Here is a 26,240-nt window from a genome sequence, read left to right on the forward strand (position 1 = left end):
ATACGAATACTGAATACCAGATACAGAATACTGCATACCGATTACTGAATGCGGAACGCTCCATTCTGAATGTTGAATACCGATATTGAATATCGCTATCAGAATAATCTGCCTGCCTTAGCGGCTACCTGTGCTATCCGGCTTTTAAGATGGCCGCTGAACCCAGGCAATTGTTCTGCGTTGGAGATTGCGCTGAACCCTTCTGTCCAGACAAGCATCACTGCTTCATAATATTGTCTTGAATAAGACGGGGGATGTCCCTGATCAAAAGGGCTGGGAGTACCAGGTTCCGCTTCAGCAGTACATTCAGTAAGGCCGGCATGAACTATTTTTATCATTTCGTATATGGACGCTGCATTTTCTCCATTTACACCGGCATCGATAGCAGTCTTCAGCTTATATATATTTGCATTTGTAAGCCGGTCTTTATCTGTTGGCCGGAAGAACGAGCGCTGGTAAGTAAAGCTGTACTGTATTCTTTTTTCTTTAGGTTTTGCCTGGGGCTTTTCACTATCGTCCTCCAGATCCATACCTTTCACAGCAGTCCCGGGGCCATCCACCGGAACACCAACAGGCTGGCCACCGCTACTTCCCACAGATCCGTCAACAGCACCCGGCCCATAATGTTCCGCTTCCATTTCCCTTAACAACTCGCTCTCCAGGTCTTCTCTTTCTGTGATGGCGCGGTGATCCATGATAAGTCCCTTTACGTCCAATATTATTGATTCCATTATCTTCTCAGGAACACCGTCTGTATAACGCTCCAGCATATCTTCCACATATTTCTCCAACATACTGTCCACATTCCGGTCCTTAACATCGCCGATCATTTCTATTTTCTGCCCCATTACAATCCTTATTGCAACATCCAGTGATATCGTTCCCTGCTTCAGGTCTTTGTGTTTCAGCTCGCCGGATACCTGAGCCAAAAGCTGTTCTTCATTTTTATAATGTGAACGGTTTTGCGCCCAATATATGTCAAGCCAGCCCTTCTTACCAATAAGTGACTCATACATTGATTTCCGTTCAAACTCCTTCATCAGATCAGGCGGTACTATAATTGCATCATCCTTTGCCTCGTCTTTTGACTCGTCCAGCACTCCTCTTCCGGATGAAGACGGCAGAAAGGAAAGAAGGCTGATATTCTGCTGTTTCTTTGCGCCCTTCACCGCTCTATCACTGGCTGATCTGCCGTGGGGTGCTACATCAGCCGGAAGTTCATGCTTGATATTCAGGACAAGTGGCGGAAAACCCCGTTTATCGGACCATTGTCCGGGTGTTCTTTCCTCCTGGGGTATCAGCCTGAAATCCAGTGATTCCGGTACGCAATTTTCCTCCGGTATGGTGGTTCTTCCGGTGATGCCATAATTAACCCTTACCTGGTACGCAACCACCTCATTCTGTCGCCAGTAAGACCGGACATATTGTTCAATGGTATTGGCCATCAGGTTATTGGTGGCATAAGAGAGCGGTACAAGATTCCTGTGATCTCCCGGTCCGTGGAATTCCTCATTAAGCAAATGGCTGGCAGCATAAGCGCCCGGTCTTTCCCTTTGTAAAAGGCTTATTAATCTACCCTGCTTACCGTCTTGTACCGGGGATCCTGTTGTGTTGCCAGGCGCCTGGCTTAGCGGATCGGCATCCATTTTTTCCGGCGTTTCAAAAGCTCCCGCTCTTGTCATTCCGAAGGCCACCTTTGTTGCGGGCAACAGTTGTATCACACCACCAGCGGCTTTCCGTTGCAAGGGCGGCCCGGGGTAATTGCCGGTATATCCATTCCCAATATGTCCGCTACCTGTATATGCATCAAAACGATATGCATCACCGCCAGTTAGTGCTTTACTCCCCATGATATCAGCTTCTCTTTCCAATCCTTCATCATCATTCACATTCAGGCTGTCCTTCATCTGTATCGTAGGATGCACTCTACCCTGCTTCTGCTGCACCACATGCCATGCCTCATGTGGCAGATGTCTTTCCTGCCCGGGAGCGACATGTATATCCGCTCCCTGGGCAAATGCCAGTGCCTGCAATTGGGCTGGCCTCGAAGAATTATAGTGAACACGCACATCATCCATGGAGATACCTGAGAGGCCCTCTATACTACTCTTCAGATTATCAGGCAAGCCTGTATTGTTCGGCTTCAATTGAAAGGGAACAGTTTCACCATCTCCCTGTCTCCTGCCGCCGTTATTTAAAACCGGTACCATCTCCCCTTTCATCTGAATAGCAGCATCTCCGCCCGGGGAAATAAGATCTTCCTGTTCATTCATTCCATCTTCCGGTTTTTGTCTTTTTTGCGCAGGAACGACGGCGGGCCTTCCTATACCTGCTGATAACCGGTTATTAGCTGCGGGAGCAATAGCAGTTGTGTGATGGGTATCCTTACGTTCGTGGGGCATAGGATCATGTATTCGTGCCATACTAATTTACGCAAACTTATCTTATGTCACAGCACGAAATGTCACGGCACGAATTTCGCTGTTGACAATCAATAAAAAAAGCAGCATGTATTGACTGAAAAGAACAGCCTGTAGCCACGAGATAGGGCTAACCTATGTCTAAAAGCCAGTGATTGCAGTCACCGATTGTCCGCTTCCCGACAAAGATTGTCCAGATCCGGACAACCGCCGGCATCCGGAAAATGCGCAAGATGGCCATAAACAATGATTTGGAGGAGTGGCAACATTCTTGTGCCAGGAGAAGAAACTGCTAAGTATGTTCAGCACCCACTTCAAGATTGCCTGGCGGAATATGGCCAAGCAAAAAATGTATTCTGCCATTAAGATAGGAGGATTTTCCCTTGGCATAGCCGCCTGTCTGCTGATCGCATTATATATCCGGCAGGAGCTTAGCTATGACCAGCATTATCCCAACGCTTCACGTATCTGCAGGGCAGTAATAGACTGGGGCAATCCTAACAGCACAGGCACCTATTTCCCTGCTCCCTTTGCAAACGCTTTAAAGGCTGATCTCCCTGAGGTAGAACAGACAGGCCGTTTCCTGGATGGAGAGCTTTTTGGGGCCGGCAGTTGCCAGATAAGGCCCTCAGATAAACAGGAAAACACTTATGAAGAAGGCGTCCTGTTTGCCGACCAGGAGCTGCTTGATATATTGCAGATACCTTTTGTGTATGGTGATGCTGCTCATGCCCTGAGCGAACCCAATACCATTGTGATAACAAAGAGTAAAGCAGATAAGTATTTCCCCCATCAGAACCCGGTTGGCAAAACACTTATCGTAAACGATAACACCGGCAAACCTTACCGGATAGGAGGCGTGATAGAAGACCTTCCCGTCACCTCCCACCTGCAGTTCGATTTCCTGCTTACGTTGAAAGGAATAGAACTCTGGCCTGGCGAACAAACATATTGGCTGGCCAACAATTATCAGACTTATATATTATTACGCCCGGGAACTGACATCATAAAATTCCAGTCAAAACTGGCAGCATTTAAAGACAGGTATATCATTGCAAACGCAGCGAAGACGGGTGATAAAAGGATTATTGACATTGTAAAGAAAGTCCACTTTTCAATACAGCCACTAAAAGACATTCATCTGAGATCTGACAAAATAGACGATCGGCTAAGCCACGGTGATATCCGCCTGGTATGGCTTTTCGGGGCTATTGCGGGCTTTATCCTCATCATAGCAGGCATTAATTTTGTCAATCTCTCCACGGCCCGCTCTGCCAGCAGGGCCAAAGAAGTAGGGCTCAGAAAAGCCGTGGGGTCCGACCGGGCCAGTCTTGTCAAACAATTTCTGAGTGAGTCCATCCTGTTCAGCTTTCTCTCCCTGCTACTGGGACTGGTACTGGCCTGGATACTCTTACCTTATTTTAATTCGCTTTCCGGCAAATCATTAAGTATGCCCTGGAGCGCCTGGTGGCTCGCTCCCCTGTTGATCGTATCAACAACAATTATTGGCGTACTGGCCGGTCTGTACCCTTCTTTATATTTATCTTCCTTTCAGCCCATCCATGCACTGAAAGGCAAGATCAACCAGGGACACCGACGTTCCAATATGCGCAGCGCATTGGTCGTCTTCCAGTTTACCACTTCCATCGCACTGATCATCGGTACCTTCACCATCTATCGTCAGATGAGATACATTCTCGACAAGAAGATCGGTTTTGAGAAAGACCATGTACTACTCATACAGGGCACGAACACACTGGGAAACAGGGTTCCCGCATTTAAAGACGCACTCTCGAAGCTACCTGGAGTTAAAAGCGCCAGTGTCAGCGACTACCTGCCGGTAACAGGTACCAAACGGAACGACAACATCTTGTCAATTGAAGGGACATCTCATGAAGACGCTCCCATCTCCGGTCAGTTATGGGTGGTTGATCATGATTATATTAAGACCCTGAGCATGAACATTGTGAAAGGAAGGGACTTCTCGATCGATATGCGTACTGACTCACAGGCCGTGATCATCAACCAGACCATGGCGAAACAACTGGGGTTAAAGGACCCTATAGGCAAGCGTATCAGCAACACTGGCTCTGCCTGGACGATCATTGGCGTTGTTGAGGATTTCCACTTTGAGTCTCTCAGAAATAGTATCAGGCCACTTTGTCTTACAATAGGTAACAGTTCTTCTATTATATCTGTCAAAGCAAGTGCTGCAGACATGCACGATCTCATCGGATCCATAACTACCCTCTGGAAAGACTTTTCACCTCATCAACCAATCAGATACTCCTTCCTTGACCAACGCTTTGCCCGCATGTACACCGACGTGCAGCGGACCGGCCAGATCTTCACCAGCTTTGCCGTCCTTGCCATCATTGTTGCCTGCCTGGGGCTCCTTGGTCTCTCAGCCTTCATGGCAGAGCAGCGCACAAAGGAGATAGGCGTCCGGAAAGTACTGGGTGCCAGCATTAGCAACCTGGTGATGCTACTATCACAAGACTTCCTGAAACTGGTCTTACTGGCCATCATTATTGCCACTCCCCTTGCCTGGTATGCCATGGATCGCTGGCTGGAAAACTTTGCCTTTCACATCCCGATTGAATGGTGGGTTTTCATCCTTGCCGGTTTCATAGCAGTTGTTATCGCGTTGCTGACAGTGTCCTATCAATCATTAAGAGCAGCATTGGTGAATCCTGTACAATCATTGAAGTCGGAGTAAACGATGAAATCCGCATTATTAAATATTGTCAGTTGATTATTCACGCAAAGTAGCCCGGTTTCAGTATGGGATGGCGGTCGGCGCCTCTCCGGAATGCTATTTGGCTTTATCAATCGAATATGGTTTTGAATATAGATTGGTCGGCACCTGTCGTATCGCCGGAGAGCCGAAGGCCCGCCATTCCCATCTGAAACCGGTGCTACTTACGCTTTCCCTACAATATATTTTTCGTCGTCCTTATCACGAGAAAGCAATGCATGCGTCCGCCTCTTCATCCCTTCCATCAATTGGACGACTATAACAGCGAACGGTTTGGGTGGAGATGACAAAAAAAAACCGCATCCAAAAGATGCGGCTCTCAAAAACTTATTCAGCCTTAAGACTCTTCACAGGATTCATCAACGCCGCCTTCACACTCTGAAAACTCACCGTCACCAGCGTCAATACCAGGGCGCCTGCTCCCGCCACTACAAACACCCACCACGACAGCTCCGCTCTATATTGATACCCCGCCAGCCATTCATTCATAAAATAATACCCCACCGGTCCTGCAATCAAAAAGGCCACTCCAACCAATTTTACAAAGTCTTTTGACAACATTGTCCATAAATTGAATACCGAGGCCCCCAACACCTTTCTCACGCCGATCTCCTTGGTCCGTCGCTCTGCCATAAACGATGCCATGCCAAACAATCCGAGGCAGCTAATAAAGATTGCCAGTACTGAAAAGAACGCCGTCAGCTTCCCTACCCTGACTTCCGTCCCAAACTTCTTCGCATATTCCACATCAACAAACCGGTAGTCGAACGGTTGCTCAGGACTATACCGCTTAAACACTGATTCAATCTTCGAAAGGGCCGTCTGTGCATCCAGTTTTGGATGAATACGTATCAGCATGAGCCCCATATTATCGCTGTTCATATAAAAGACAGCCGGCCGTACCGGCTGATACGGCGATTCCATGATCATATCTTTAACAACACCAATGATAGTAAATGATCTGTCTCCCCACTGCAGGATCTCTCCCACAGGATCTTTTAATCCCATAAATTTTACCGCCGCCTCATTTACTACGAAACCCGAAGAATCTGAGGAATAGTCCCGCGAAAAGTCGCGGCCTGCCTTGAACTGCCAGCCTACGGCCTTACCGTATCCGGACGACACCGCAACAGTCGGCATATCTATCGTGAGCGTAGGATCTTTCCCCTTCCAGGAAATATCTCCATTCGTCTGCCAGACATTCGTTGTCGGCGTGCTTGCTTCTGACATCTCAACAATTGCCCCGCTATTTATCAGCTCACTGCGTACCGCGTCAAAATGATCATGAATGTCCGGTACATTCAGCTCCATGATGACCAGGCCCTCACGGGAATATCCCACCGGACGTGTCCTGGCAAACTGTACCTGCCGGAATACGACAATTGTCCCAATGATCAGTACCAGTGAAACGGAGAACTGCATCACCACCAGTATCTTGCGGGGCAAAGCAGCATGCCTCCCCACACGAAAAGTACCCTTCAGCACCTTCACAGGCTGAAACGAGGAAAGGTAGAAAGCCGGGTAACTACCAGCTACCAATCCTGTCAGCAAAGTGATTACAATACCAGCCAACCAGAAAACAGGATTGCCCCAGGGAATAGATATCTTCTTATCGGCCACAGTATTGAAAAAGGGAAGCGTTAACTGGGTGATAGCCACACATAAGACAAACGCCAGCAGCACTACGAGGAAAGATTCGCTGAAGAACTGACCTATCAGCTGTGAACGCAGCGAGCCGATAGATTTACGGATCCCAACTTCCCGCGCACGTTTCTCAGAACGTGCAGTACTCAGGTTCATGAAATTGATACAGGCTAACAACAATACAAACATGCCAATGATACCAAACAACCAGACAAACTGTATACGTCCGCCTGTGTTAATACCATTTTTAAATTCCTCATGCAAATGCCATTTACTCATTGGATGCAGGAAAATAACGGGATTAAAACGCTTATCCTCTTCACTGAGATGATCCGCTCTTAACTTCGCGATCTTCGCTGACGCAGCGGACATACTAACATTATCCGCCAGCTCTACATATACCAGGAACGCATTAAGCCCCCAGTTGTCTTTATTGTCCAGCAGACCCGGTTGATTATTCCTGATATAGACACTCCAGGGAGCAATAAAACCGACCTTGCTAAAACTGGAATTGAAAGGCAGATCTTTGTATATCCCCCTTACGACCAGGTTCTCTTTGTTATCCACCCGTATGGTTTTACCCATAGGATCTTCCTTCCCAAAATATGCAGCAGCCGTAGAGGCAGACAACAAAATAGCAGATGGGTCTTTCAACGCGTCCCGTGAACCGCTTAGCATTTGAACATCCATCAATGCCGGGCCATTAGGTTCCATGAATTTCCCGATCTTCCGCAGCTTTTTATCGCCTACGGAAAGCACCCTGTAAAAATCCCAGGACGACATTACCACCTGCCTGAAATCACTTCCATACCTTTCCCGCAGCGCATCACCTACCGGGTAAGGCATCGTCTGCCAGGTATCCAGGTGTCCGCCAAAGTCCTGCGTTTGCATTAGCTGGGCGATGCGGTCATAGTTTTTGTTATACTTATCAAAGGATAGTTCATCCCAGATCCACAGACCGATCAACATGGCCACTGCCATGCCCATTGCAAGTCCGCCAATATTAATAAGGGAATACCCTTTGCTCTTCAATGTATTGCGCCAGGCAATTCTAAAATGGTTTCTGATCATAGTGGTACGGGTTGTACGGTCACTGCGCACCGAAAGTATGCCAATTCAAGGCATCTGTGATTATCAATTACTTATCCCATCATCACTTCTCCTGTTGTCCGGTTTCGAAACACTATAATGTCCGTTCCCGGATTATTCTGACCTTGTAATTCCCGGCGTTAGGTGGTATAGTACGTACATCGTATTCTCTCCTGCTAAACCAGCATGTGTACATATACGAACACGAACACATACACATGCACTTCATTTCCCACAAAACATCTAAGCTCTTATATATAACCATCCACGTGTTGCATTAAACAGTATGTATCTATACCTATGTAAAGTCGTCTTGCATACGTCCGCCCTCTCTTATCCAACAATTGAACGACTACGACAGCGAACGGTTTGGGTGGAGATCACTGGCCTAAGTTGTTTGAAGTATGTTGACCGACCCACCAGGAGTTTAATCGATATCCAACAACCCATTTGCCCCAAAGCGTTCCACAGTAAGGATACTTCAAAGAACTAAGCCAGTGGTCCCACCCAAACCGGATCGCGTAAGTCCAACCCCACACTTCTCATCCCTTCCACAATTGGACGACTACGAAACCGGGCCGCGCACACCCAACCACATCACAATCAATCACTTACAAAAACCACCGCCTGCAATCCCACTGCAGCCATAATCACTAACTTAATGCCATCAACCGTTAGCTGACACTATCACTTACAAGAATTATCGCCCGGATATAGGAATTACAAATTTCAGTTATATATTTGTAGCATTATAACTATATACTTCTACAGTATATAATTTGTTAAATTATAAGGCAATACCATATTAAGAACACCATCTTTATTCATTTACAACCTAATTCAACATGCATATTGCATTTGTAATCGACCTTCTTGCATTCGAAGGATTGGGTACTACTCTCACATCACTCGTGAGAAATTGCGGGGACACAGAAAAATTGACACTTCACTTTATCTGTTCAGATGTTGCCCCTAAACATAAAAATAACATCCTACGACTCCTGCAGGAAGAACAATACCTTGGTAAAACGGAGTTCCATGATTTCGACGCCCCTAAGAGATTCGGTCACCTCAATTCTTTGCATGGTAACTGGACCACATACGGTAAGTTCCTCATCCCTGAAGTGATCAATGCAGACTATGCACTCTACCTCGACGCCGATCTGCTTATTCTGCTGGACATTCTCTCCCTGCAGGATATCACATTCAATGACCACTTCCTGGCTGCTGCGCCAAGAGGACCGTTTAAGAACGCATTGGATGGAAGATTCCTGATGGAAAAAATGGGCGTTGACGGAGAACAGCGCTGCTTCAATGCAGGCGTACTGTTGTTCAATCTGAAGGTATGGAAAGAACAACATATTGATCAGAAAATAGCCACACTCTTCGAGCAATTCCCACAGGAATTCCCATCACACGACCAGACCATCCTCAACGGTCTCTGTGGCGGTAAATTCCATTACTTCGAAGGCCGCTTTAACAATATCTGGACGCCGGAACAACAGCCACCAGCACAACTGGACAATGTGATCTTCCATTTCGCAGGAGCGCCAAAACCATGGGATCTCCTCGGAAAGACGATCCACTCCGGCTACAGCATCTGGGCAGACTATGATACCAACTTCTGGGATGCACAATACAAAAAATTCACGTTTGCGAAATTACACCGCACGTGGAAGATCAGAAGATCACTGGGTAAACACTATCTGAAAAGATTCCGCGGCGCGAAAGCACCTGCTGTCGCAACCGCAACTAAATAAAACAGAGCGGCCTGATACTTATTCAAGTATCAGGCCGCTCTGCTTAATGCAATGTTTTAATCTCCCGCCGACAAGGCCAACACCTCACGGATAATCTCCAGCGTGCAGAATCTCACCGACTTCGCCCTTCCCTGTCTTAAGTCTCAAAAGATTGGCCAGTGTAAGAGCTCCTTTCTCTGGCCAGCTCACTCAATGACATCTTCTTTTTCGCCATCATTACATCCAGGCTTACGATAATCGGCATGGGGCGATACCGTTAACTCATTTTCTCATTGCAATGCTACTCCTTTTTAAAATAATTCCTACGCGCTGTTCATCGTCTTCCTGATCTTAGTATATCGATCATATTCGATTTTATACATTATATTCGCACCACAATACGGTAGGCCGAATTTTGAAAACCTGCTGCCGCGTTGATCCATTACAAAACATCCTTCAGAAAACCATTTTACTGTACTGTGCCAACATGTACCTATCGAAAAACCTTGCATTCCAATTCCCTTAAATAAAAACCATATGATCACAGCCCGTGCTACGACACGCAGGAGAATGACGTTCCTCCTCGCCGTTGTCCTCTCCATTATCACGACAGGTATGATTGGTACACCCGCTTTCTCCCAGAACTGGAGACTGGCCCAACCCACATACCCTACTACCGACGCATTTGTTATCACCTACTCCGTTGCCGACTATGGTGCCAGCGGCGATGGTGTGACAGATGTTACCAGCATCTTCCAGGACCGCCTGAATGCTTTAGGCGCCTTAGGTGGCGGTACCTTGTATGTGCCTGCCGGCAAATACCTTATCCGTGGTAACCTGCTCATTCCGAAGGGCATCACCCTGCGCGGTGAATGGCAGAAACCTGTCAAAGGCCAGCCCATCAACGGTACCGTCCTGATGGCTTACGCCGGCCGTGGCGACGAGAATGCCACTCCTTTCATTACCATGCAGACCTCCGCCGCCGTTCGCGACCTGGCCATCTGGTACCCGGAACAACTGCCGGATAATATCACACCCTATCCACCGGCCATCGTTTTCGGAGCACCGAATTACTTTGGTAATGAATTCTGCAATGCCAGGAATCTTACTTTCGTCAACGCCTATACCGGTATCCTGTTTTCAAGAACGAATGGCGGTACCTGCCCGGTGATCAACGGCGTATATGGTACACCCTTGTCCAGAGGTGTGGAGATAGACAATATCGTTGACGTGGGAAGGATTGAAAATGTCAACTTCTCTCCCGCTTACTGGGCTGGCTCCGGACTGCCGAATGCTCCCGCTGCCGGCAGCTCCTACGCGAACTGGATCTATCAGAATGGCACCGGTATCGTGATGCGCAGGAACGACTGGTCATACACCGCGTTCGTAGATGTTGAAGGATATGCTATCGGCTTCCATGCTGTTACTTCTATTCCCAGCGCCCCGGCTATTCCTAACGGACAGAACTACGCGATGACCTTTACTAATTGTAAAACTGGTATCTATGCAGAAGTGGTCAGCAATGTAGGTATCATGTTTGCCCGTTGCACGACGGTTAACTGTGCCACTGGTCTGGCCATCGGCGGAGGTTCTTCCACTAATGGCGCCTTACAGCTGCATACCTGTACTCTCGGAGGATCCATTGATGCCATTACCGCTGATCCCACCTGCGTAGCCAGGATCATGCTGCAACAGTGTACCATTACCGGCGGTAACGTGACCATCGGTGGCGGCACCTTCGCCGCGTCTGACTGCGACTTCAATAACAAAGCTCCGCAGATAGTACTGGGCGCTAACGCAAGAGGTATCATCACCGGCAACCGTTTCAAAAATGGTGTAAGTATCGAAAACAACTCACTCTATACCAACGCCATAGACCATACGCCGCTGACACTAAAGAAACTGCCGCCCTTTCCTACCATCACACAAACCACGCATAAACCGTCCAGGCAGGTACTCTACCTGGCCACAGCAGCACCTTTCAATGCCAAACCTGATGGCGTGACAGACAATACCACCGCTATCCAGAATGCGCTGACCAAAGCCGGTACAGACGGCGGCGGTATCGTGTTCCTCCCGCCGGGGAAATATAAAGTGACTGGTCACCTGACAGTACCAGGCAACGTAGAGCTCAAAGGCGCAGCCGACAACAGCACTACACCTACTGGTCCCGGCGCCGTGCTGGAACCATACGCTGATAAAGGCAATCCTAATGGTACGCCTTTCATCAAACTATCTGCCGGTAGTGGTCTGCAGGGCATCACTATCAACTACCCGGAACAAATGGCTTCACTGGCGCCTAATTTCCCTGCATATCCTTACACGATACAGGTAACAGGCAGCGATGTCTATATCATCAATGTAGGCCTCCGCGCCGTGTATAACGGTATAGATATGTTCACCTACCAGTGTAACAACCACTATGTTGACTGGCTGGCCGGGCACGTATTCCACAACGCCGTTAAAGTGGGCGGCGGCACCAGCGGCGGACAAATCTCCAACACCCAGTTCAATACCATCGCCTATGCTGCCGGTGCGGAATCAAAATTCGGCAGCTGGCCCAACTCACCTCAGGGCGATAACTCAGCCATTTACGCCTACCAATTAAACAATATGGATTTCATCATCCTGGGCAATGCACAAAACGAAATATTGTACAACGATTTCGTATATGGCGCACATCATGGACTGATCCTCGCCAATGAAGGCAGTGGCGCCTCAGGCATCAGTATGGGCCTCGGACTGGACGGAACAAAAAATGCGATCAGCTTCGAAAAGCTGGGTGCCGGCGGCTTTGACTTCATCAACAGTCAGATCGTAGCCCTGAACAACAACCAGGACACTTCTACCAGCTATCTCAATACTACCAGCACCTTCACTGGTCAGATCAACCTGTTCAACTCCGACTACTGGGGTAATCCAGCCAGGTCTATCGTCACAACCGGCGGTACGATCAACATGCAGTCGGCCAATTTCGCAGAACCGGGCTTCCAGCACTGGGGCGTCATCCGCGGTGGGTCACTGAGCCTGCATAACTCCACTATCTGGCCCGTAGGGACTTTGCTGAATGCTGGTGCAGAACCTGCATTCTCTGCACAATCTTCCATCATCGACAGTTCCAACATCGACGCTTATAAAGCCGTCCTGTGGAAAAATAACCTGGGTAACATCTGGGCAGTTTCGGTAGCTGGCGCGATGGACAGGCAAGGCTGGACAGCCTCCGCTTCTGTAAACACCAACAACGCCAGGAATGCGCTTGACAGCAACGCCACAACACGTTGGGATACCCAGGGCAGCCAGGTAAGCGGACAAACCTTCACAGTCGACATGAAAACAGTCAATACCATCAACCGGATCGTACTTGATGCTACCGACAGTCCCTTCGACTCTCCCGCCGGTTACAGCGCTTATATCTCTATCGACGGCGTTAACTGGGGTAGCCCAATCGCTTCAGGCGCCGGCCCTGAAGGAATGACACTCATCACCTTCCCCGAAAAAGTGGGCCGTTACATCCGCATTGTACAGACAGGCTCCAAGGGCAACTACTGGTCCATCCACGAGTTCTATGTATTTGGCCGTGTGAATGTGGCCAGCGTAAGCGTAACACCATCATCAGGCACGCTCAACATTGGTAACACCCAGCAACTAACCGCTGCTATCCTGCCTGCAAAAGCGACCAACCAAGCAAAGACCTGGACATCCTCCAACCCTGCCATCGCAACTGTGGATACCAGTGGTAAAGTAACAGCCATAGCAGCCGGCATCGTTACGATCACTGTCACTACGGTAGACGGCAATAAAACCGCCAGCTGCATTGACACCGTTAAAGCACCCAACAACGCCTATAGTGGTACACCAGCAGCCATTCCCGGCAAGATAGAAGCCGAGAACTTCGACAACGGCGGACAAGCCATCGCTTACTCCGACGCAGACCCGGCAAACAACGGCGGCCTATACAGATCAGAAGGCGTTGACGTGGAAGCCTGCGCTGACGGCGGCTATGACGTAGGTTACATTGCTGCAGGCGAATGGCTGAACTACACAGTGAACATCACCACGCCGGGCACCTACACGCTACAGGCCCGCATTGCCTCGCCTTATGGCAGCAGACGATTACATGTAGAACTGGACGGTGTTAATATCTCAGGCACCATCAACATTCCCAACACGGGCGGCTGGCAAACCTACCAGACACTGGCTGTCACCACACCGGCCCTCACCACCGGCATCAAAACACTGCGCATCATGATGGAAACAGACGGCTTCAATATTGACTACCTTACGCTGACCCGTACCAGTACCACCAGCATTATTGCCACCACTGCCACTACGACTACCGGTACCACCGCCACTACGACTATCGGCACTATAACGAAACCAGCGAACAACACTGCCGACATCGTAGTTTATCCGAACCCAGTAACCGGCAACCAGCTGAACCTCCAACTGGCGAACCACACAGCAGGCAAATACCGCGTTGTGCTGTTCAACTCTCTGCACCAGCCTGTAGTCACTACAACAATCGGTGTTGGCAAAGGAAACAGCACCTATCCGCTGCCACTACAGAACAAGTTGCCCGCCGGTTATTACATACTGGAAGTGATCGATCAGAAAGGCAACAGTGAAGCGAGAAAGATCATTGTTCAGTAAGGCACATCTCTATAGAGAGGCGCCGACCGACATCCCATACTGAAACCGGCGCTACTTTGCGTTTACTATTTCTAGCAAACACCGCCATTGCAAGCGGATCTCATACCCGATTTCAGATGGGATGGCGGTCGACATTACTTTGCGTAAATTAAAAAGGGTTGTATTTTGAATACAACCCTTGCAATATTATTAAACCAGGCACACTCACCTCGCCAGATCCCATACCCGCAAGGCCTCCACCATCACCTTCCCGTTCTTCGCAAACAGCGCACAACCCGTAGCCTTTTCCCCCGGGAAGATCAACGTTGTCAACACCCGCTCCCCGCCATTCACGAACACCTCCACAGACGACTTGTCAAACAACACCTGCAAGCGAATCTTCCCTTCAGCCGGCTTCACGGTCAGCTTATCCATTACCAGTCCTTTCTCATTCGCAATATAAAGCTCATTACGGGCGGTATTATATCCTACAACAGTCTCTACCTTCGCAACAGGATCCTGCCCTAATTTGACCCCAAAATCCTCTCCCGTACCGGGTACGAACGTAACATCTATCCAATTGGCATTTGAATTAAATTGCCCGCCCTTGCTGATCGGCGTTTCCTTACTATCTATCTCAAAGCCCTGTTTCACCAGTTTCTTAGACGCCGGCAACTTGTCCAGCGAGGCATTAAGTACCGCTGCCGGCTGCTGGTACAGCTGCACGCCAGCAGGTGTTGATTTCAGCAACAGGTCCCGTGCAATGGACATCTGCCCACGCCATGGATAGGTCGGTGTCTCGAAAGGCATCAGCCAGCCCAGCATAGTCTGTCTGCCATCCGGCAGGTTGTTGTAAGGGATCGCCGCATAGAAGGTCCTGCCATAATCCACGAACTGCTGATGCTCCGCCGGATTGTCATTTTTGAAAGTCTTCCCGTCAAAATCACCCGTAAAATACTGCATGCCTGTAGCCGCATCGGGATTGCCGGAAGAGATCATGATCAGCCATTTCTTCTTTGCAGGATCCCCATCTACATACAAGGGCGTGAGAGAAGGGCATTCCCAGATCTTACGCGTATCTCCCTGATCACCGAATTCACTCAGCAAGTCCCATTTTTTGAGATCTTTGGAGCCGTAGAACTGTAACCGATGCTCCTGCGGAACCGCTACGGTCATCACCCATTGCTGCTGCTCCTCCATCCAGATCACACTGGGATCACGGAAATCCTTTTTATGAATATCCACTACCGGATTGCCTGCGTAGTTAGTAAAGGTCAGACCACCGTCATTGCTGTACGCCACAAACTGCGATTCTTTCTGTTGTTTTGGCTGATCGGCGGTATAGATAGCTACCAGCGGCGCCTTGTCCTTGCTGCCAAAACCACTCGTATTGTTTTTATCCAGCACGGCGCAACCGGAAAAGATCCAGGTGGTCGTGTCTTTTGTTTCTATCTCCGGGATAGCCACAGGCAAATGTTTCCAGTTCAGCAGATCTTTGCTGGTAGCATGCCCCCAGCTCATATGCCCCCACTTGTTCTCATAAGGATTGTGCTGATAGTAGAGATGGTATACGCCATTGAGATAGATCAGGCCGTTAGGATCGTTCGTCCAGTTCTTCGGCGGCGTGAAATGATATACAGGACGCCACTGCGGGGTAGGAACGTCCTGTTGCTGGGCCAGCAGCGTAAACGGCATCAGGCATATCAGCCATAAAGTAAACAGTTGCTTATTCATAAAATGGACAATGTTTTAATGGGCCAGTACAGATCACCAACCGGTATTTTGTTTATATAATCCTTTGCTATAATTCATCTGGTTTAGAGGCACCGGCAGATATTCATCCCTTCCTTTTTTAAACGCTGCATCTGCCAGATGAGCGCTCCTCGTTTTCTCCACCGCAAAATACGCATTCAGATATTCGGCAGCAATGCCCCAGCGTACCAGGTCAAAAAAACGATACCCTTCCATTGCAAACTCTAAACGGCGCTCCCAGCGTACAGCCTGCCGCGCAAAGTCCTGGCTCCAGGTACAGTTAACACCAGGCTTGTAAACATCTATCTTGTAATTGGATGTAAAAGAGCCGTCCGACTGCTTCAGCAAGCCGGTGCTGTTGCCGGCTCTCGTCCTGATACTGTTGACCAATGCCAGCGCCTCATCCTGCCGTCCCAGTTCTACCAGTGCTTCTGCTTTAAACAACAGTACATCGGCATAACGGATAATATCCCAGTTCTTGGAGCTCGACATAAAAGGAGGTATTTTCTGGAACGCCGCATCATTCGGTAATACCGCCTCCTTCAGGCTCAGGTAGCTGCCATATACATCCGGGGCGCGGGCCCAGGCGCGCTGGTAGATAAACTTGGGATCATACTTGTAAGGATGCCCGGGTATGGCTGCAGTATGGTCCAGCCGCGGATCAAATGTATTGGTCTGAAAATCACTGCCGCCGCTAATGTTCTTATCATTGAAGGTATTGAACATCGGCAATCCCGAAGCATCTGTTTTAAACGCATTGATCAGGTTATAGCTGGGCGAATGAAAACCACAGCAACCATAATCTGTGTTCATCGGATAATCCAGCGCATGTCCATAATCCAACCTGCCTTTAGGTGTGCCATCCTCTCTTGAATACTGGATGGCGAAAACTGATTCCGCGCTATTCTCAGTGGCAGCTCTGAAGTTGTTCGCAAAATCACCGTTCAGCTGATAGCGTCCTGCACCGATCACCTCATCACACAGGGCATTCACCTGCTGTAAAGTAGCGGCATCAACAGCGGTTACCGCATTGCTTTCATCCTGCTTATAGGCCTGGTACAGCAAGGTCTTTGCCAGGTATGCCTTCGCGGCGAATTTATTCACCCTGCCGATCTGCGGCTGTGTGGCCGGCAGATTGTCGGCAGCAAAACGAAAATCGTCTGCTATCTTCGTCCACAACTCATCATTGCCAAGCGCTTTATTTGAAATAGCCGGATAATTTTCCTTCGCTACCGTTTCATCAATATAAGGCATGTATTTGAACAGTATCTTCAGCAGGAAATAATAATGCGCACGGAGAAAACGTACTTCCGCCTGCCTTACTACTTTTTCAGGGAACGCATCTTCGCTGATGGCATTCAGACGCGCCAATGCATCATTTGTACGACCAATGCATACGTACAGGCGGAACCACAGCAGGTCCGTAAGACCATTGTCCACCCTGTTCAGTGCAAAGGTTTCATAAAAATGATATTCACTGATATCGCCCGCACCATCGCCACCCTTGTAGGCATCCCCGCTACGCAGGTTACCATAGGGCCACATACTGGAATAAGGCGCAGTATAATGGTCATTGCCTAATGCAGCATAAGCGGCAGTTACCATCTTATCTACGTTCTCAGGCGTATTCAGATCATCGCCGGATACAACCGCCTGCGGTGTCTGATCCAGGAAATTGCTGCAGCTGGCCAATAAGAGGCTGCAACAGGTGAAGAGATATATAAAACGTTTCATTGTGATCATGTTTAACAGGTACTAGAATGACAGGTTCAGTCCCAGGGTCCCGATAACAGGAATAGGATATGCATTGTTAGGATTCTCCGGATCTGTAGCAGTAAAACTTTTGCTTTTTACGGTGAACAGGTTGCTGCCCTGCACATACACCCTTGCTGTCTGGAACTGGCCATGGAAGAGATGTCTGAAGCTATACCCCAGCTGAATGTTACGCAACTTCAGGTAAGAGCCTGACTCCAGGAAATAGGTAGACGTACGGTTCTCATTGTTACGGTCTACCAGCGTCAGTGCCGGAATAGCTGTATTGGCATGCTGCGGCGTCCATGCATCTAATGTACGCTGCCCCCAGTTTGTCCCTGTCCAGATAGACGCAAAGTCGGTATACGTCTTATAGGTATTGTACACCTGTATGCCCTGTACACCCTGCAGAAAGAAAGACAGGTCGAAGTGTTTATACTCCAGCGCAACATTCAGTCCATATGTAAAATCGGGATCTCCTTTGCCGATATAATCCCTGTCCTTATCATTGATCTCTTTGTCGCCGTTCAGGTCCTTGTAACGGATACGCCCCACGCCCTTTCCGATCTGGCTGGCATGCTCGTCTACTTCCTGCTGCGACCGGAATATGCCATCTGCTACATAGCCAAACGTGGAATTGATCGAACGCCCCAGGATGGTTTTATCCTGACCATTGCCCGGATAAGAGGTCAACACTTCATCGGGCAGGTAAGTGATCCTGTTGCGATAGGTAGCAACGTTGCCCGTCATGGTTAAGGTCAACCCAGGGGCTATGTCGCCGGAATAAGACACAATAGCCTCCAGTCCCTTATTTTCCATAGATGCGCCATTCGCATACCTGGAACCACCTTCACCGATCACTGCCAGGTAAGCAGGATTGATCAGGATATCAGATGTCTTCTTGATAAAGTAATCAACCGACCCGGAAATATGATTGTCCAGCAAACCGAAATCGATCCCCAGGTTGGTTTCTTTGGTGCTCTCCCATTTCAGCGCTGTATTACCCTGCCTGATCAGCGTATAACCTGAAGGTAACTGCCCCGTACCACTGCCATTCAGATCGTAAGCACTGCCACTGTCAAAGTCCCAGGTAGGATCAATGCCATAGATAGCTGAATACAGTGTATAGGTGGCATTGTTCACGATCTCCTGGTTACCGCTTCTTCCCCAGCCTGCGCGCAGTTTCAGATCGGAGATGAACGGCAGGGCCGATTTCACAGCGCCTTCTTCACTGATACGCCATCCCAGCGAGAAGGCAGGGAAAGTACCAAAGCGGTTATCCTTCCCGAAGCGGGAAGATCCATCCCGGCGCAGGGTTACAGATGCCAGGTACTTGTTATCGTACGCATAGTTCACCTTACCGAAATAAGACAACAAAGTATATCCGCTGCCACTACCGCCATTATCCTTTTGCGTAGTGCCTGCATCGAGGTACGCGTAATCTATATTCTCCAATGCATATCCCTGCCTGCTGGCAAAGAAATTCTGCGCCATGTATTTGATCTGTTCTTCGCCCAGCAGAAAATCTACACGGTGTTTCTTCAATGCAACATTGTAAGAAAGTGTATTCTGCCATACCCAGTTGCCATTGTAGTCCTGCGAGGTATTTACCTGGTTCGTCTTATCAGAAAGGAAACCGGAAGTATAGGACTTACGCAGCACCCGCTGGAATGTGCCATTGTAATCAATACCAAAGCTGGACCTGAAATGCAGGCGTGGTATAATTTCCAGGTCAGCATACGCATTACCGAACAGTCTTACGAACTGGCTCTTATTCTGTTTATTATCTTCAATAAGACGCACAGGGTTTTGCCTGTCCGTCATACCCGGAGCAGGGCCACCCCAGCCGCCATTTACAGTATGTACCGGCACCACCGGCTGTTGTACCAGGGCGGCGAAAAGTATATCTGTTGCCGGCACTAATGCATCTTTGATATAAGTGGCAGACAGGTTCTCTCCCATTTTCAATCTGCCTTTAAAGAAGGAATAATCGGTATTAAAACGGGCAGTAAGTTTTTGCTGACGGGTGTCTTTAACGATGCCCTTGTTGTTGTACATGCCAACGGAAAAGAATGAATTACCTTTCTCTCCCCCGTTGGTCAGTGATATATTATAGTTCTGTAAGAGGGATGCCTGTGCTATCTCATCATACCAGTAAGTATCTGCAGGCTTCATCGTCTTTGCTGCATCAATGTATTCGGGCAGTATGATCCTGTTCAGTACCGGATTGTTGTAATCGCCGTTCCAGTCATACTGATAGATCTGGTTATTGTCCGGATCTGAATGATCATTCACAGCCGCCTGCCAGTAAGCCCGGCCACGGCCTTCGGTGTTCAGCGTCTTCAGCTTTGTACTGTAGTATTGCAGAGAGGAGGATGCATCTACATTGATCCGGCTAAAGCCCTTCTTCGCTTTCTTCGTCGTCACAATGATAACACCATTCGCTGCCCTTGAACCATAGATCGTGGCAGAAGAGGCATCTTTCAATACCTGTATCGACTCGATATCGTTCTGGTTCAGTTCCTGTAATCCGCGCTTGGTGGGAATACCATCTATCACATACAACGGATCATTGTTGCCCAGGGTGCCAATTCCCCTGATCCTCACTGTGGCAGCGCTATTGGGTGCACCATCCGTAGTGATCATAACACCCGGTACTCTGCCTTGCAGGGCTTTCAGCGGATTGCCCATTGGAATATCTTTGATCTCGGCAACATTCACAACGGCTACAGCGCCGGTCAGGTCAGCCTTCTTCTGCGTCTGATAACCGGTTACAACTACCTGGTTCAGGTCTGTGGCATTCTCTTCCAGTTCGATTGACAGTACAGCTGTATTCGCAGGCACTTCCTGCGTCATTGGTTTCATGCCCAGGTAGGTGAAGGTGAGCTTCTCGCCGGGAGCCGCATTGATAGAGAAATGGCCGGCATTGTCTGTAATGGCATTTGCCTTGCCTGCCTGTACAGTCACACCGGGAAGAGGCGTCTTGCCCTGGCGACTGGTAACAGTGCCCTGATAGAGCTTTTGCTGCGCTACTGTCAGCATGCTGAACAGCAGCATAGGTAAGAGGTAGAATAACCTTTTCATAAATGGAATTTTAGTTTGGTTGTGGAAATAAAATAGACGATATGTATTATTGTCCCGTGCTGACGTATGCTTTCTTTTTGACGATCATGTCTGTTATTTCCTGCGGATCGTAATCCGGGCAACCGCCCGGTTTCGATGCTACCAATGCCCCGAGTGCATTGGCATAAGCAAGACTGTATGCGGGTGTATACCCGCTGATCTGTGAGGTGAGGAAACCCGCCAGGAAAGCGTCTCCACTGCCGATGGTATCTGCCACTTTCACCGGCTGCCCTTCCTGGTAATAAAACTGCCCCTGTATATAGCCCATACACCCTTTACCGCCCAGGGTAACGATGATGGTTTGAATGTTGAATCTTTCAGACAATAGCTTTATCCGCTCCTCCGATGTTTTAAAATTGCCGTACCAGTCAGCGATCAATTCGAGTTCCCCGATATTCAGCTTCAACAGGTCACAGCTGAACAGCAACCATTCCAGTGTTTCTTTTGTGTAGTAAGGCGCCCGCAGGTTGATGTCCAGTACCTTCCTGGCGGGCGACTGCAAAGCTTTCTCCAGCGTATTGCGGGATACTTCATTTCTCGCCAGCAGGCTGCCATATACGAGGTATTGCAGTTCATCGTTCCGGAACATTGCATCCAACGCTGTATCCCAGCTGATATGGTCCCAGGCCACAGGATATACTATATCATACTGCATATCCAGTTGCTCATCCATACGCGCGTATACCTTACCGGTATCATACCTGTTATCGCGCTGAATAAGATCAGTAGCCAATCCCCGTTGCTGCATGATGTCCAGCAAACGCTGCCCATGCTGATCATTCCCTATTCTCGACACCAGTACCACCTTTTGCGATTGCTTATGCAGATGATAGGCAACATTCAGCGGCGCGCCTCCCGGCAGTTCCTGCTCGGGTAATATATCCCACAGGATCTCTCCCAGGCTTACGATATTGTAGTTTGTCATAGTTGTAATCAAAAGGGTTCAAAAATCATTTAGTGTACCACCATCGTCATTTCAATCTCTTCCAGTGTCCTGCCTTTCGTTTCCGGCATCCAGCGCAATACGAACACCAGCTGCAGTATCATCATCACACAGAAGAAGAGGAAGATATGTCCGCCCCCGATACGACTGGCCAGGTAGGGGAATGTGAATGCAATGACCGCCGCCATGATCCAGTGGGTAAAACTGCCCAGCGTCTGTCCCTTGGCACGTACCTGGTTGGGAAAGATCTCCGAAATGAATACCCAGATCACGGCTCCCTGTGAGAAAGCGAAAAAAGCGATGTATATCAGGAGGTAAGACACCACAGCTATACCGCCGGTATGCATATAAAAAGATACCGCCACCAGTCCCAATGTGGCAATCAGGCCGACCGTACCTATCAGCATCAGCTGGCGCCGGCCTATCCTGTCTATAAAGCGGATAGCGGTGAGGGTGAATATGAAGTTGACAATGCCGATGCCGACGGTGGAAAGCAGTGAAGATCCTGCCCCCAGGCCAGACATTTCGAAAATGCGGGGCGCATAGTAAATGATCGCATTGATGCCGGATACCTGGTTGAACATGGCAAACAATACCGCCAACATCACGGGTGTATTATATTTTGCGGTGAACAGCTTTTCACTTTGTACCTGGCTGGCCTGGACCTGCTGCGATTGCCGGATGGTGTCGATGTCAGCCAGAAATCCGCCGGGATTGATCACCTTCAGGGTGGCGATAGCCGCCTGCTCCCTGAGGCCGTTGATCAGCAGCCAGCGGGGACTTTCAGGCACCCATTTCAGTAGGACCAGGAACAAGGCTGCAGGTACTGCCTGTACTCCCAGCATCAGGCGCCAGGAACTATCACCTCCCATACCGATCAGGTAATTGGACAGGTAGGATATCAGGATTCCCAGTACCACGTTAAACTGGAACAAGGCCACCATTCTTCCCCGGTACTTTGCCGGCGATACCTCGGATATATAAACAGGGGCAGTAACAGAAGATGCCCCTACACCCAGCCCTCCGATAAAACGGCATAACAGGAAAAGATACCAGTTGCCGGCCAGGGCCGTCCCGACGGCGGAGAACAGGTAAATGGCCGCTACCAGCAGTAAGGTGGACCTCCTTCCTAACCTGTCGGAAGGGATGCTGCCCCCCAATGCACCGAATACGGTACCTATTAAAGCAATAGACACGGTCAAACCATGTTGCACTTCCGATAAACCCCAGTATTGCTGAATAGACTGCTCAGCACCGGAAATTACCGCCGTATCGAAACCGAAGAGGAAACCACCCAGGGCTACTACAAAAGCCCAGAAAAACACCGTTTTATTAGTCATAACGCAGAATCGTTTATGACTCAAACCTACTCAATCACCCCTGCCGCTCCTTATGGCTCCGTCTCCATTACTATCAAATTTGTAACTTTTCTAAAAAAACATAACCAACTAATTATCATTCATTTAAATAAATCAACAATAAAGATCAATACCCAATCATTTCATTTTTGTATCATTGTTTTTAGAAATCAGCACATTCCACCGTTTAAAAAACAACCACGTTGTCAGCCAACTTTCCAAAACAGATCTATATTTTTCTGCTCTCCGTCATTTTATGCGGCCTGGGTTGCCGCCGCGAAGCGGAACCGAAATACCGTATCGGGTTCTCCCAGTGTACAGGTAATGACGACTGGCGGAGGAACATGCTCACGGAAATGAAAAGGGAACTGTTCTACCATCCTGAAATGAAATTGCTGTATAAGGACGCCGAAAGCAGCAGTCCCCGGCAGGTGGCACAGATCAGGGAACTGCTGAAAGAAAAGATCGACATCCTGCTGGTATCGCCTAACGAAGCAATGCCCCTGGCGCCTATCATCGCGGAGGTATATGGGAAGGGTATACCGGTGATCATACTTGACCGTAAAGCCGCTACCGACTCTTTTACTGCTTATATCGGAGGAGACAACCGCAATATCGGCAAGCAGGCGGCGGAGTATATTGCCGCCCAACTGAAGGGGAAAGGACGCATCATCGAAGTAACGGGACTACGGGGCTCCTCGCCCACCGTGGAAAGACATGAAGGATTCCGTGCCGCCCTGGCGAAGTATCCCGGCTTAGAACTGACTGCCACCCTGGAAGGCAGCTGGGTAGCCGATAAAACAAAGGAAGCCGCCCAAAGGAACGACGCGGCCATCCGCCAGGCCAATATCATCTTTGCACAGAACGATGTCATGGCCTACGCCATGTATCAATATTGCCGGGATAAAGGCATTTCCAATGTCAGGTTTATCGGGGTTGACGCCTCTCCCTACCCGGATGCAGGTATCGACCTTGTATCGCGCGGCGTGCTGAGCGCCTCTCTCCTGTACCCCAGCGGCGGTAAGGAGGCGATTGCCATGGCGGCCAACATCCTGGCTGGCAGAAAGCCGCCGAGGAATACGCTGCTGCAGACAGTATTGATCGACAGCACCAATGTAAAACTGATGCGCCTGCAGATCGACAAGATACAGGTACAACACCAGGAAATAGAACAGCAACAGGCCCTCCTGCAGGAGCAACGCCGCCTGTACCAGGACCAGCAGCACCTCCTGCGCATTGTAGCCACCTCCCTCTGTATTGCCTTTCTCCTGGGGATCGTCCTGTTCTTCATCCTGCGCACTAACCGGCGGATCAATCATCAGCTGAAACAACAACGGGACGAGATACTCCTGCAACGCGACCAGCTGGTGGAAATGACCAGCAAGGCGGAAAAGGCCACCGAAGCAAAGTTTGCCTTCTTCACCAATCTCTCCCACGAATTCCGTACACCGCTCACCCTCATACAGGCGCCCCTGGAAAACCTGCTGGCAGGCAGACAGCTATCCTCCGTCCAGAAGCAACAGCTGGAGCTCATGCGCAGGAACGTGGTGCGCCTGATGCGGCTGGTGAATCAACTCCTGGAATTCCGCAGAATAGAAAGCGGCAAACTGCAACTGAAAGTTTCGGAGAATGAGCTTCCCGCTTTCGTCACCGAGATCATGGAAGCATTCAAAGGCATTGCCGTCAAGAAACACATAGATTTCCGCCTTGTCAGTCGTCAGCCCGGCATCAAAGCCTGGCTGGACCAGCGCCTCTTCGATCGCGTGCTGTATAACCTGCTGTCTAACGCTTTCAAGTTCACGTCCGACTATGGTAAGGTGCATATATACCTCGAACTGTCGGGCAACAATGAAGAGGCGATACTGCGTATTGAAGACGATGGCGCAGGCATGGACGAGAATACCCTCCTGCACGCTTTTGAGCTATTCTATCAGAGCAGGGAAAGCGAGCATAAAGGCACGGGCATCGGTCTTGCGCTCAGCCGCGAGATCATCCAGCTGCATCATGGCAATATCGTCGTGAAAAGTAAAAAAGGCGCCGGTACGACCTTCACGATCACATTGCCGGCTACCAGCGCACCATTCGCCCCGGAAGAGATCCAGCAGGAAGAAGAACATATCAACGTCATCAATGAATCGCTGCACAACTATGTAGAGGAACTGGAAAATATGGGGCCGGTGACTACTGTACCCGCTACCCGCCGGGACCAGTCCTATTCCCTGCTCATCATAGAAGATCACCCGGACCTGAACAGCTTCCTGGCAGGCTATCTCAGCGAATCTTACGAAGTATTTCACGCCGGCAACGGTGAAGAAGGATTACAGCTGGCCTTCCGTCACGTCCCCGATATTATCATCTGTGATATTATGCTGCCGGGTATAGACGGCATCCAGGTACTGGAAACCATCAAGAAAGATATCAGGACCTCCCATATTCCAGTTATCCTTTTAAGCGCCAATAGCAGCGAAGAACAGCGGATCAGGGGCATGCAGCATAAAGCGGATGCGTATATCAGCAAACCATTCAACATGCAGTATTTAAAAGAAAGTATTGCCAGTACGCTGAGTAACCGCGCATTATTGAAAGATCACTATATCACGGAACCGGAAACGAGGGTGCATGCCGTCCAATCCAATAAACCGGACAGAAAGTTTGTAAATGATTTCACTGCAATAGTAGAAGAAAACCTGGGGAACGATCAGTTCAATGTGGAAGATATCTGTACGCAGCTGTCTATTTCAAAAATGCAGTTATACCGGAAGGTAAAACAGCTGCTGGATTGTAATGTCAATGATTTTATACTGGATGCAAGAGTAAAAAAGGCGAAGTACCTGCTGGTGAATTCTCAGTCTTCCATTGCCGAAATAGCATATACCTGTGGTTTCTCCTCCCCTGCTTATTTCTCTACAGTGTTTAAAGCCAGATGTCAGCAGACGCCAAAAACATTCAGGGAACTGGCGTTTAAGAAACCAGGGGTGTAATGCAGGTAACGCATATTGTTGCTCATTGATAACGGCAACATAACTATTGATT

At 49.1% G+C, this 26,240-nt stretch carries 11 protein-coding genes; 4 read left to right on the forward strand and 7 right to left on the reverse strand.

Translation table 11 applies throughout. The annotated features are described in order from the left end of the window. Positions 1-98: 98 nt before the first annotated feature. Positions 99-2,402, reverse strand: a complete 2,304-nt coding sequence (locus tag MYF79_RS21810; RefSeq protein WP_247809956.1) for a DUF4157 domain-containing protein — start codon at positions 2,400-2,402, stop codon at positions 99-101. A 277-nt stretch (positions 2,403-2,679) separates the two neighbouring features. On the opposite strand from MYF79_RS21810, the gene MYF79_RS21815 reads away from it, so the two are divergent. Then, positions 2,680-5,139: an ABC transporter permease gene (locus MYF79_RS21815; protein WP_247809957.1), complete on the forward strand. Its 2,460-nt coding sequence runs from the start codon at positions 2,680-2,682 to the stop codon at positions 5,137-5,139. Between the two features lie 366 nt (positions 5,140-5,505). On the opposite strand, the gene MYF79_RS21820 is transcribed toward MYF79_RS21815, so the two are convergent. Then, on the reverse strand, positions 5,506-7,893 hold the full coding sequence (locus MYF79_RS21820; RefSeq protein ID WP_247809958.1) for an ABC transporter permease: 2,388 nt from the start codon (positions 7,891-7,893) through the stop codon (positions 5,506-5,508). Positions 7,894-8,756: 863 nt separating this feature from the next. Between MYF79_RS21820 and MYF79_RS21825 the strand changes: the two genes are divergently transcribed. Further along, positions 8,757-9,671, forward strand: a complete 915-nt coding sequence (locus MYF79_RS21825) for a glycosyltransferase family 8 protein (RefSeq protein ID WP_247809959.1) — start codon at positions 8,757-8,759, stop codon at positions 9,669-9,671. 516 nt (positions 9,672-10,187) lie between these two features. Then, a complete protein-coding gene (locus MYF79_RS21830) occupies positions 10,188-14,300 on the forward strand; it encodes a carbohydrate-binding protein (RefSeq protein ID WP_247809960.1) in 4,113 nt (1,370 codons plus the stop codon). 204 nt (positions 14,301-14,504) lie between these two features. Here MYF79_RS21830 and MYF79_RS21835 read toward each other — a convergent pair whose 3' ends face one another. The 5 genes from MYF79_RS21835 to MYF79_RS21855 are packed head-to-tail and all read right to left on the reverse strand — an operon-like array spanning position 14,505 to position 23,189. Continuing rightward, the gene (locus MYF79_RS21835) at positions 14,505-16,013 is read right to left on the reverse strand and encodes a glycoside hydrolase family 32 protein (RefSeq protein ID WP_247809961.1); all 1,509 of its coding nucleotides are present in this window, start codon (positions 16,011-16,013) and stop codon (positions 14,505-14,507) included. A 33-nt stretch (positions 16,014-16,046) separates the two neighbouring features. Further along, the gene (locus MYF79_RS21840) at positions 16,047-17,765 is read right to left on the reverse strand and encodes a RagB/SusD family nutrient uptake outer membrane protein (RefSeq protein ID WP_247809962.1); all 1,719 of its coding nucleotides are present in this window, start codon (positions 17,763-17,765) and stop codon (positions 16,047-16,049) included. A 21-nt stretch (positions 17,766-17,786) separates the two neighbouring features. Next, on the reverse strand, positions 17,787-20,867 hold the full coding sequence (locus MYF79_RS21845; RefSeq protein ID WP_247809963.1) for a SusC/RagA family TonB-linked outer membrane protein: 3,081 nt from the start codon (positions 20,865-20,867) through the stop codon (positions 17,787-17,789). Between the two features lie 46 nt (positions 20,868-20,913). After that, positions 20,914-21,831, reverse strand: coding sequence for a carbohydrate kinase family protein (locus MYF79_RS21850; protein WP_247809964.1), 918 nt, complete (start codon positions 21,829-21,831; stop codon positions 20,914-20,916). Between the two features lie 29 nt (positions 21,832-21,860). Continuing rightward, complete coding sequence (locus MYF79_RS21855) at positions 21,861-23,189, reverse strand: sugar porter family MFS transporter (protein ID WP_247809965.1); 1,329 nt, start codon at positions 23,187-23,189, stop codon at positions 21,861-21,863. A 221-nt stretch (positions 23,190-23,410) separates the two neighbouring features. Between MYF79_RS21855 and MYF79_RS21860 the strand changes: the two genes are divergently transcribed. Further along, positions 23,411-26,188, forward strand: coding sequence for a substrate-binding domain-containing protein (locus tag MYF79_RS21860; protein ID WP_247809966.1), 2,778 nt, complete (start codon positions 23,411-23,413; stop codon positions 26,186-26,188). The last annotated feature ends 52 nt before the right edge of the window (positions 26,189-26,240 follow it).

Origin of the sequence: Chitinophaga filiformis (assembly GCF_023100805.1) — a bacterium.
GTDB classification, from domain to species: domain Bacteria; phylum Bacteroidota; class Bacteroidia; order Chitinophagales; family Chitinophagaceae; genus Chitinophaga; species Chitinophaga filiformis_B.

Coding starts and splice junctions, on each gene's coding strand:
- MYF79_RS21810 (WP_247809956.1), bottom strand. CDS start 2,402: ATGCCCCACGAACGTAAGGATACCCATCACACAACTGCTATTGCTCCC.
- MYF79_RS21820 (WP_247809958.1), bottom strand. CDS start 7,893: ATGATCAGAAACCATTTTAGAATTGCCTGGCGCAATACATTGAAGAGC.
- MYF79_RS21825 (WP_247809959.1), top strand. CDS start 8,757: ATGCATATTGCATTTGTAATCGACCTTCTTGCATTCGAAGGATTGGGT.
- MYF79_RS21830 (WP_247809960.1), top strand. CDS start 10,188: ATGATCACAGCCCGTGCTACGACACGCAGGAGAATGACGTTCCTCCTC.
- MYF79_RS21835 (WP_247809961.1), bottom strand. CDS start 16,013: ATGAATAAGCAACTGTTTACTTTATGGCTGATATGCCTGATGCCGTTT.
- MYF79_RS21840 (WP_247809962.1), bottom strand. CDS start 17,765: ATGAAACGTTTTATATATCTCTTCACCTGTTGCAGCCTCTTATTGGCC.
- MYF79_RS21845 (WP_247809963.1), bottom strand. CDS start 20,867: ATGAAAAGGTTATTCTACCTCTTACCTATGCTGCTGTTCAGCATGCTG.
- MYF79_RS21850 (WP_247809964.1), bottom strand. CDS start 21,831: ATGACAAACTACAATATCGTAAGCCTGGGAGAGATCCTGTGGGATATA.
- MYF79_RS21855 (WP_247809965.1), bottom strand. CDS start 23,189: ATGACTAATAAAACGGTGTTTTTCTGGGCTTTTGTAGTAGCCCTGGGT.